An 8,759-nucleotide genomic window follows, 5' to 3' on the forward strand; every position below is an offset into this window, starting at 1 on the left:
GCGCTCCACCGCGGCCGCGGCGCGGGCACCGGCCTCGCTGCGGCGCTCCCCGCCGCCCATGGGGACGTCCTCGCCGCGGCGCCACGCGGCGTGCTCCTGCGGCCAGCGGGCCGCGACCTCGTCGTTGCCCAGCCCCTCCCCGGCGGGGACGTCGACCTCGCGCAGCCCCGCGTCGAGCTCGAGGGGCAGGCCGGTGCGCTCGGCGAGCGCCTTGGCGGTGGCCGCCGCCCGCAGCAGGTCGGAGGCCACCACGGCCGCCGGGCGCAGCCGGGCGAGCACCGCCGCGGAGGCGGCCACCTGCTCGCGGCCCACGGCGTCGAGGTCGATGTCGAGCTGGCCCTGGAAGCGGCGCGCGGCGTTGAAGCCCGTCCTGCCGTGGCGCCACAGGACGACGGTGCCCGCTGCCACCGCGCTCAGCCCTCCGCGCCGGGGTCGGCGGTGGCCGCCGGGGCCGGCAGCTCGATGGCGGGGCAGTCCTTCCACAGCCGCTCGAGGGAGTAGTACTCCCGCTCCTCGGCGTGCTGCACGTGGACGACGACGTCGATGAAGTCGAGCAGGACCCAGCGGCCCTCCCGCTCCCCCTCGCGGCGCACCGGCTTGGCGCCGTGGCCCAGCAGGCGCTCCTCGACGGCGTCGGCGATGGTGCGCACCTGCCGCTCGTTGGGCGCGGAGGCCAGGACGAACGCGTCGGTGATGTAGAGCTGGTCGGAGACGTCGAGGGCGATGACGTCGGTGGCGAGCTTGTCGCTGGCCGCGGCGGCGGCCTGCACGACCAGCTCGCGGGCGCGCTCGGATGCGGGCACGGGTCTCCTCGGCGGGCGGCCCCGGGCGGGGCCGGGCGGACGGGTGGTCGCCCCCGAGTGTCCCACGCCGCACCGCCCCGCTCCCCTGCGGCGGCCGGCGCGCGTCCACCCCGGGCGCGGGCTCACCCGCCGGGCGGCCGGGCGCTGTAGAGGGCGTGCTTGCTGATGTGCTGCACCACCCCGTCCGGCACGAGGTACCAGACGGGCAGGCCGTCCTGGACCCGGCGGCGGCAGTCGGTGGAGGAGATGGCCAGCGCGGGGACCTCCATGAGGCTGACGCCCGTCGCCGGCAGGCCGTGGTCGGACAGCTGGTGGCCCGGGCGGGTGACGCCGACGAAGTGCGCCAGGTCCCACAGCCGGTCGGCGTCCTTCCACGACAGCAGCTGGGCGAGGGCGTCGGCACCGGTGATGAAGAACAGCTCGGCGCCGGGGCGCTGGGCGGCGAGGTCCCGCAGGGTGTCGATCGTGTAGGTCTCGCCGTCGCGGTCGATGTCGACGCGGCTCACGGTGAACTGCGGGTTCGACGCGGTCGCGATCACGGTCATGAGGTACCGGTGCTCGGCCGGTGCGATGTCCGGGCGCGTCTTCTGCCAGGGCTTGCCCGTGGGCACGAAGACGACCTCGTCGAGGTCGTAGCGGGCGGCCACCTCGCTGGCCGCGACGAGGTGACCGTGGTGGATCGGGTCGAAGGTGCCGCCCATCACCCCCAGCCGCAACCGCGGGGGGGCGCCGACGACGCCGACGGCCTCGACGCTGAGGGTCAGTGCCGGGACCCGGTGTTGCGGAAGGCGAAGGTGACGAGCAGCAGCGCCACCAGCACGCACATGGCGACGATGCCGAAGGCCAGCGGCGACATGGGCAGCTCGGTGCCCTCCGCCTCCTCGGCGACCTGCGCGACGAACGCCTGGATCAACATGGCGGTGGGTCTCCTCGGGTCTGCCACGGCGGCGCCGCTGTCGGTGCCGCGCGCCCGCGACCGGCGGGGGCGCTGCCGATCAGTCTGGCACGCCCCCGCCGAGCTCTCAGCGGCTGCCCACCGCGACCCGCGGTCCGGTGGTGGCGCCGGCCCCGGCGACGAGGTCGAGGCAGGCCCGGGCGACGGCGAGGCGGGTGGGGACGTCGGCGTCCTCGGGGCGCACGGCGACCTTGATCGCGACGTGGGGCACGTCGCCCGCGGCGCGCAGGGTGTCGGCGATCTCCGCCTTCCCGAGCAGCGAGGCGGCGGAGGCGGCCAGCGCGGGGTCCGCCCCGCGCGGGGGGATGTGGGTGTCGGCCCACGCCGGCGACCAGGGCGACTCCTGGCCGGTGGCGCCGGAGAACACGACCGAGCGCAGCAGGCCGGTGGCGGCGAGGGTGCGGGCGTGCTCGGCGGCGAGCGCGGGCCCGCGGCCCTCGATCGCCGAGCGACCCCAGTTGAAGCCCAGGCCGAGGCGCTCGGGGGGCAGGGCGAACGCCGAGGCGACGGCGATCTCCTCCTCCAGCGCGAGGAAACCCTTGGCGGGCCGGTGGTCCGGCACGGCGGCGTCGCAGTGCTCCAGGACGACCGTCGCCCCGGCGAGGTCCCAGGTCAGGATCTCCTCGAGGGAGCGGCGCAGGCTCGCGGCGGAGCCGTGGCGCGGGCCGGGGGCGCTGTGCAGCTCGATGCCTACGACGCGGCGGTGGCCGTGCTCGTCGGCGAGGGAGACGGCGAGGTCGCGGGCGCGGGCGACGTCGGCGAGAGCGCGGGCGCGACCGTGCTCGTCGGCGGAGGCGAGCCCGTAGCGGGGGTCGGCGGCCAGCGCGGGCACGACGCTGGGGACGAGGCTGACGAGCAGGTCCCACCGCGGCAGGACGTTGCGGCGGATCCACGCCGGTTCCAGGGACGCGGCCCCCCGGGGGGGCAGCGCGAACTCCAGCCCCCCGATGCCGAGGTCGGCGAGGCCGGCGAAGAGCTCCTCCTCCCCGGTGCCGTCGGGGGCCGCCAGCATGTAGCCGGCGACCAGGAGCCCGGTGCGGTCGGTCATGGTGCCTCCTGGGGTGCGGTGGTGGGCCGGCGTCGCGGTGGGGCACGGCGGGCGGCGACGTGGGGCGTGGCGCGGGGGCCGACCGCCGACGTCGGCGGGCCCTCTTGACGTGGCCCGGCCACCGTACCTACTTTTTCCGCCCAACGGAACTGAGTTCCATCTACGACCCGCCGGTGCCGCAGACGTCCTCCGGCGGACGGTCCGCGCGGGACCCCGCTCCGGTGCGGGCCCCGCACCCACCCCGCACCGATCCCCGCTCCGATCCCGCTCCGGTCCCGCTCCGGTCCCGCACCGGCCGACGACGACACCAGCTGACGGCACGAGCTGACGAAGGAGTCACCGCCATGAGGCGCACAGCAGCCACCTGGTTCACCGCACCGCTCGCCGCGGCCGCGCTCGCCCTCACCGGGTGCAGCGCGGGCAGCGGCAGGACCACCACCGACACCGCACCCGGCGCCGGCGACAGCACCGCGGCCGAGGCCGACACCGTCTTCAAGCTCGCCTTCAACCAGGCCGACACCCACCCGCAGGCCGTCGCCCTCGACGCCATGGGCGAGCGCATCAAGGAGCGCACCGACGGCGCCTACGACGTCGACGTCTTCCCCAACGAGACGCTCGGCGCGCAGAAGGAGACCATCGAGCTCGTCCAGGCCGGCACCATCCAGTTCGCGATGGTCGCCTCCCCCCTGATGGAGAACTACAACCCCGACTTCGTCGTCTTCAACCTGCCGTTCGTCTTCGACTCCCAGGAACACCAACGCAGGACCACCAACGACCCGGAGATCGTGTCGGAGCTGTACTCCTCCCTGGAGGACCACAACCTCCGCGTCCTCGCGGGTTTCCACGGCGGCGTCCGCTCGATGTACAACTCCGACGGCCCCATCACCACCCCCGCCGACATGGCCGGCAAGAAGATCCGCGTCATCGAGTCCGACACGAACCTCGAGATGATCCGCCTCATGGGCGGCAACGGGACCCCCATGGGCATGGGCGAGGTCTACACGGCGATCCAGTCCGGCGTCATCGACGGCGCCGAGAACAACGAGCTCACCTACGCCAACTCCAAGCACGCCGAGGTCGCGAAGTTCTACAGCTACACCAAGCACCTCATGCTGCCCGACTACCTCATCACCAACCCCACCGTCCTGGAGACCCTGCCCGCGGACGTCCGGACGATCTTCGAGGAGGAGATCGCCAAGGCCGTCGAGGAGGAGGGCGCGCTCTGGGAGACCGAGATCGTCAAGGCCAAGGAGGCCGCCGAGGCGGCCGGCGCGACGTTCAACGAGGTCGACAAGGCCGCCTTCGACGCCGCCATCGAACCGCTCACCGAGGCCAAGCTGACCAACGACTTCGTGCGCGGCATCCACGAGCAGGTCAGGGCGGCGGCACCGTGAGCCACCGCATCGGCACCGAGCAGCTCGCCCGCCCCGCGGGGGACGCGGCGGGCCCCACTCCCCGGCGCAGCGCGCTGACGTCGGCGAAGAACGCCCTCGACCGGGTGCTCAGCTGGGTCTGCGTGGTCCTCTTCGCCGCCCTCGTCCTCGACGTCATGTGGCAGGTGTTCACCCGCCAGGTGCTCGATGCGCCCAGCGCCTGGTCGGAGGAGCTGGCGAAGTACCTGTTCATCTGGCTGGGCCTGCTCGGTTCGGCCCTGGTGTTCGGCGAGCGCGGCCACGTCGGGGTGGAGCTGCTGGTGCAGAAGGCACCCCCGGCCGTGCAGCGGGTCCTCTCCCTCACCGTGCAGACGACGATCCTGCTGTTCGCCGTCGTGGCGCTCGCCTGGGGGGGCTGGCAGGTCGTCGACATCGCCTGGGACCAGAAGGTCACCGGCCTGCCGTTCAACGTCGGCCAGCTCTACCTCGCGCTGCCGATCTGCGGCGTCCTCACCGCCGCGTACACGCTGTACCACATCGTCCGGATCGCACGCGGTGACGAGCCGCCGTACGAGCCGGACGCCGAGGTCGAGACCGTCTGAGGAGCGCCCGTGGATCCCGCAGCCCTCGCAGGCCTCGTCCTCATCGGCGGCATCGCCCTGTTCCTCGCGATCGGTGCGCCGATCAGCATCGGCGTCGGCGTGTCCAGCGTCGCGGCGATGTTCGTCATCGTCGGCTCCGGCACCGGGGCGCTCACCGCCGCGCAGCAGATGTTCCGGGGGATCAACTCGTTCCCCCTGCTGGCCATCCCGTTCTTCGTCCTCGCCGGCGTCATCATGAACAACGGCGGGATCGCCCTGCGGCTCATCAACGCCGGCAAGGTGATGGTGGGCCGGATGCCCGGCTCGCTGGCGCAGACGAACGTCGCGGCGAACGCCCTCTTCGGGGCCGTCTCCGGTTCCTCCATCGCCGCCGCCGCCGCGGTCGGCTCGACCCTGGCGCCCCTGCAGGCCAAGGAGGGGTACGACAAGAACTTCGCAGCGGCGGCGAACATCGCCTCCTCCCCCGGCGGGATGCTCATCCCGCCGAGCAACCTGATGATCGTGTACTCGCTGGTCTCCAGCACCTCGGTGGCCGCGCTGTTCGTCGCCGGTTACCTGCCGGGGATCCTCTGGACGCTGGCGAGCATGGCGGTCGTCTGGTGGTACGCCCGCAAGCGCCCCGAGCTGAAGGTCACCGAGCAGCCCCCGGTCGCCGAGCGCGTCAAGATCCTCCTGGACTCGGTCCCCGCCCTGCTGCTCATCGTCGTGGTCATCGGCGGGATCCTGGTGGGCTGGTTCACCTCCACCGAGGCGGCGGTCATCGCGGTGGCGTACTCCCTCGTCCTGGCGGTGGCCTACCGCAGCCTGAAGGTGCGCGACCTGCCGGGCATCCTGCTGGAGTCCACCCGCACGACGGCCGTGGTCATGTTCCTCATCGCCGTCTCCACCGTCATGGGTTTCGTCCTGTCCTTCGCGCAGATCCCGGAGTTCGCCTCCTCCCTGATGTTCGGCATCAGCGAGAACCCCGTCGTCATCCTGCTGCTCATCACGGTGGTCCTGCTCGTCGTCGGCTGCTTCATGGACGCGACGCCGGCGGTGCTCATCTTCACGCCGATCTTCCTGCCGGTCGTGACGAGCTTCGGGGTCGACCCGGTGCACTTCGGCATCATCATGATCTACAACCTGAGCATCGGGACGATCACGCCGCCGGTGGGGACGGTCCTGTTCGTCGGGGCCAAGATCGCCGGTTGCCGGCTCGAACCGGTCATCCGGCAGCTGCTGCCCCACTTCGTAGCCCTCTTCCTCACGCTGATCGTCGTCACCTTCACCCCCTGCCTGTCGCTCTGGCTGCCCCGGGCCCTCGGCCTGGTCACCACCCCCTGAGATCCCCGACCGCCCCAGAACACGCCCCTTAACCCGCCCCAGAACCCGGGAGGAAACCCGTGGAACAGCGCTACGCCACCAGCCCCGAGCACGTGCCCGGCATGGACACCGCGGAACTGCGCCGCCGCTACCTCGTGGAGCACCTCTTCACCGACGACGCGGTGGGCGCCGTCTACAGCCACCACGACCGCGTCGTCCTGGCGGGCGTCGTGCCCGCCACGACCACCGTGACCCTGCCCACGTTCCCCGAGATCGCCAGCGCCACGTTCTTCGAGCGCCGGGAGGCCGGGATCGTCAACGTCGGCGGGCCGGGCACGATCACCGTCGACGGCGAGCAGCACAAGCTGGAGCACGGCGCGTGCCTCTACGTCGGCCGCGGGGCCGGGGAGGTCGTCTTCGCCTCCCTCGACGCCACCGGAGCCGCGGGGGCCGCCCGCTTCTACCTGTTCTCGGCGCCCGCGCACACCGCCCACCCCACCACCCTCGTGCCGGCCGGCGGCGGCACCGTGCGGGAGCTGGGCGACCAGGTCACGTCCAACCGCCGCACCCTCAACCAGTACGTCCACGAGAACGGCGTGCGCAGCTGCCAGGTCGTCATGGGCGTCACCACCCTGCACCCGGGCAGCATGTGGAACACCATGCCCGCGCACACCCACGACCGGCGCACGGAGGCGTACCTGTACTTCGACCTGCCCGCCGACGCCCGCGTCGTGCACCTGCTGGGCGAGCCCACCGAGACCCGCCACGTCCTCGTGGCCGACGGCCAGGCCGTCATCTCCCCCAGCTGGTCGGTGCACTCCGGCGTCGGCACGGCCGCCTACAGCTTCGTCTGGGCGATGGCGGGGGAGAATCAGGCGTTCGACGACATGGACGGGTTCGCCGTCGCCGACATGCGGTAGGCCGGTGGCGGCGGGTGAGGACGAGGGACGGGTGGGGACGATGACCTCCAGGACGCTTGCGGACGGGCACGCCGCCGACGAGGGGCGCCCGGCCGCGGCGGCCAACGCCAGCGAGAAGACGCTCCTGGTGCTGGAGGCCGTGCTCGACCACCCGCGCTTCAGCGACGTGGTGGAGGCGACCGGCCTGGCCAAGGCCACCGCGCACCGGATCCTCACCACCCTGCTCAACCGGCAGTTCGTGACCCTGGCCCCCGACGGCTCCTACCTGCCGGGGCCCAAGGTCCTGTCCCTGGCCGGTCGCGCGCTGCAGCGCATCGACATCTCCGCCATCGCCCAGCCCTTCGTCGACGAGCTCGTGGCGCGGGTCCGGTGCACGGTGCACGTCGGCGTCGCCAACGGCGACGAGATCGTCTACCTGATCCGCGCCGACTCCGACAAGCCGTACCGGATGCCCTCGCGGGTGGGCCTGGCCATCCCCCTGCACACGTCCGGCATCGGCAAGGCCGTCCTCAGCGGCTACACCGACGACGGGCTGGACCACTACGCCGCGCGCACCGGCCTGCCGCGCCGGACCCCGAACACCATCACCACCCCCGAGGCGCTGCGGGCCGAGATCGCGCGGGTGCGCCGCCTCGGGTACGCGCTGGACCGGGAGGAGAACGAACCCGGCGTGGGCTGCGTCGCCGCGCCCGTGCGCGACCACACCGGCACCATCAGGTACGGCCTGAGCGCCTCCACCCTCACCCTCGAGCACAACCAGGAGCAGATCGAGGCCATGGCGGCACAGGTCGTGGCCGCCGCGGACCGCATCTCCGCGGCGCTGGGGCACGTCCGCTGACCCGACCACGTCGGCACCGGCCGGCCCCGCGCCGCGGGCCACCACCAGAGAGCCCGGAGGGCATCACGATGACGACAGTCACCACCAGTCCGGCCACCTTCACCGAGGCCCTCTTCTCCCTGGAGGGCCAGCTCGCCGTGGTCACCGGGGCCAGCCAGGGCATCGGCCTGGAGATCACCCGCACGCTGGCCCTGGCCGGCGCCGACGTGGTCGGCGTCAGCGGCTCCATGCCCACCGGGGACAGCGCCGCCCGCCGCGCCGTGGAGGAGGCCGGGCGCACCTTCACCGCGCTGCGCGCCGACCTCGCCGACCGCCGCGAGGTCACCGCGCTGGCGGCCCGCCTGGCGGACCTGCCCGTCGACGTCCTCGTCAACAACGGCGGGACGATCCGCCGCAGCCCGGCCGCGGAGCACTCCGACGACGACTTCGACCACGTGCTCGAGGTCAACCTGCGGGCGGCGTTCGTGCTGTCCAGGGAGGTCGGGCGCAGCATGCTCGGGCGCGGGCGCGGGCGCATCGTCAACACCGCCTCCATGCTGAGCTTCCAGGGCGGCATGACGGTGCCCGGCTACACGACCTCCAAGTCCGGCCTCGCAGGCCTGACCCGCGCGCTGGCCAACGAGTGGGCCGGTCGCGGCGTCAACGTCAACGCGGTCGCGCCCGGTTACGTCGCCACGTCGAACACCGCGCCGCTGCGCGAGGACGCCCGCCGCAGCCGGGAGATCCTCGAGCGCATCCCCGCCGGGCGCTGGGCCGAACCGTCCGACATCGCCGGTGCGGTGCTGTTCCTGTGCTCGCGCGCCGCCGACTACGTGCACGGCGCCGTGGTCCCCGTGGACGGCGGCTGGCTGGCCCGCTGAGCCGGCGGGGAGGTGCACCGCCGCGGCGGCCGGCCGGCGGCCACCAGGCGGCGCGGTC

11 protein-coding genes are annotated in these 8,759 nt (G+C 73.3%); 6 read left to right on the forward strand and 5 right to left on the reverse strand.

The features are described from left to right. From ABEB16_RS03075 to ABEB16_RS03095, 5 genes are all read right to left on the reverse strand, one after another. The coding region (locus ABEB16_RS03075; protein ID WP_345710808.1) for a histidine phosphatase family protein at positions 1–408 on the reverse strand (408 nt) is incomplete at its 3' end. A 5-nt stretch (positions 409–413) separates the two neighbouring features. Beyond that, complete coding sequence (gene rsfS, locus ABEB16_RS03080; protein ID WP_345710809.1) at positions 414–803, reverse strand: ribosome silencing factor; 390 nt, start codon at positions 801–803, stop codon at positions 414–416. Positions 804–925: 122 nt separating this feature from the next. Continuing rightward, positions 926–1,567 (reverse strand): nicotinate-nucleotide adenylyltransferase, encoded by a 642-nt coding sequence (gene nadD / locus ABEB16_RS03085; RefSeq protein WP_345710818.1) that lies wholly within the window; start codon positions 1,565–1,567, stop codon positions 926–928. Beyond that, positions 1,564–1,719 carry a hypothetical protein gene (locus tag ABEB16_RS03090; RefSeq protein ID WP_345710810.1) on the reverse strand — a complete coding sequence of 52 codons (156 nt, stop codon included), beginning with the start codon at positions 1,717–1,719 and terminating at the stop codon, positions 1,564–1,566. The genes nadD and ABEB16_RS03090 overlap by 4 nt, the downstream gene beginning before the upstream one ends. Positions 1,720–1,825: 106 nt before the next feature. Beyond that, a complete protein-coding gene (locus tag ABEB16_RS03095) occupies positions 1,826–2,806 on the reverse strand; it encodes a DUF4862 family protein (protein ID WP_345710811.1) in 981 nt (326 codons plus the stop codon). A 344-nt stretch (positions 2,807–3,150) separates the two neighbouring features. Between ABEB16_RS03095 and ABEB16_RS03100 the strand changes: the two genes are divergently transcribed. From ABEB16_RS03100 to ABEB16_RS03125, 6 genes are all read left to right on the forward strand, one after another. Next, on the forward strand, positions 3,151–4,200 hold the full coding sequence (locus ABEB16_RS03100) for a TRAP transporter substrate-binding protein (protein ID WP_345710812.1): 1,050 nt from the start codon (positions 3,151–3,153) through the stop codon (positions 4,198–4,200). Beyond that, positions 4,197–4,781, forward strand: coding sequence for a TRAP transporter small permease (locus tag ABEB16_RS03105; RefSeq protein WP_345710813.1), 585 nt, complete (start codon positions 4,197–4,199; stop codon positions 4,779–4,781). The genes ABEB16_RS03100 and ABEB16_RS03105 overlap by 4 nt, the downstream gene beginning before the upstream one ends. Before the next feature lie 9 nt (positions 4,782–4,790). Then, positions 4,791–6,104, forward strand: a complete 1,314-nt coding sequence (locus ABEB16_RS03110) for a TRAP transporter large permease (RefSeq protein WP_345710814.1) — start codon at positions 4,791–4,793, stop codon at positions 6,102–6,104. Positions 6,105–6,163: 59 nt separating this feature from the next. Then, the gene (gene kduI, locus ABEB16_RS03115) at positions 6,164–7,003 is read left to right on the forward strand and encodes a 5-dehydro-4-deoxy-D-glucuronate isomerase (protein WP_345710815.1); all 840 of its coding nucleotides are present in this window, start codon (positions 6,164–6,166) and stop codon (positions 7,001–7,003) included. A 40-nt stretch (positions 7,004–7,043) separates the two neighbouring features. Continuing rightward, positions 7,044–7,841: an IclR family transcriptional regulator gene (locus ABEB16_RS03120; RefSeq protein WP_345710816.1), complete on the forward strand. Its 798-nt coding sequence runs from the start codon at positions 7,044–7,046 to the stop codon at positions 7,839–7,841. 68 nt (positions 7,842–7,909) lie between these two features. Next, positions 7,910–8,701, forward strand: a complete 792-nt coding sequence (locus ABEB16_RS03125; protein ID WP_345710817.1) for an SDR family oxidoreductase — start codon at positions 7,910–7,912, stop codon at positions 8,699–8,701. Positions 8,702–8,759: the final 58 nt, after the last annotated feature.

It is taken from the genome of Kineococcus glutinatus, from assembly GCF_039542765.1.
Lineage (GTDB): Bacteria > Actinomycetota > Actinomycetes > Actinomycetales > Kineococcaceae > Kineococcus_A > Kineococcus_A glutinatus.

Coding starts and splice junctions, on each gene's coding strand:
- ABEB16_RS03090 (WP_345710810.1), bottom strand. CDS start 1,719: ATGTTGATCCAGGCGTTCGTCGCGCAGGTCGCCGAGGAGGCGGAGGGC.
- ABEB16_RS03095 (WP_345710811.1), bottom strand. CDS start 2,806: ATGACCGACCGCACCGGGCTCCTGGTCGCCGGCTACATGCTGGCGGCC.
- ABEB16_RS03100 (WP_345710812.1), top strand. CDS start 3,151: ATGAGGCGCACAGCAGCCACCTGGTTCACCGCACCGCTCGCCGCGGCC.
- ABEB16_RS03120 (WP_345710816.1), top strand. CDS start 7,044: ATGACCTCCAGGACGCTTGCGGACGGGCACGCCGCCGACGAGGGGCGC.
- ABEB16_RS03125 (WP_345710817.1), top strand. CDS start 7,910: ATGACGACAGTCACCACCAGTCCGGCCACCTTCACCGAGGCCCTCTTC.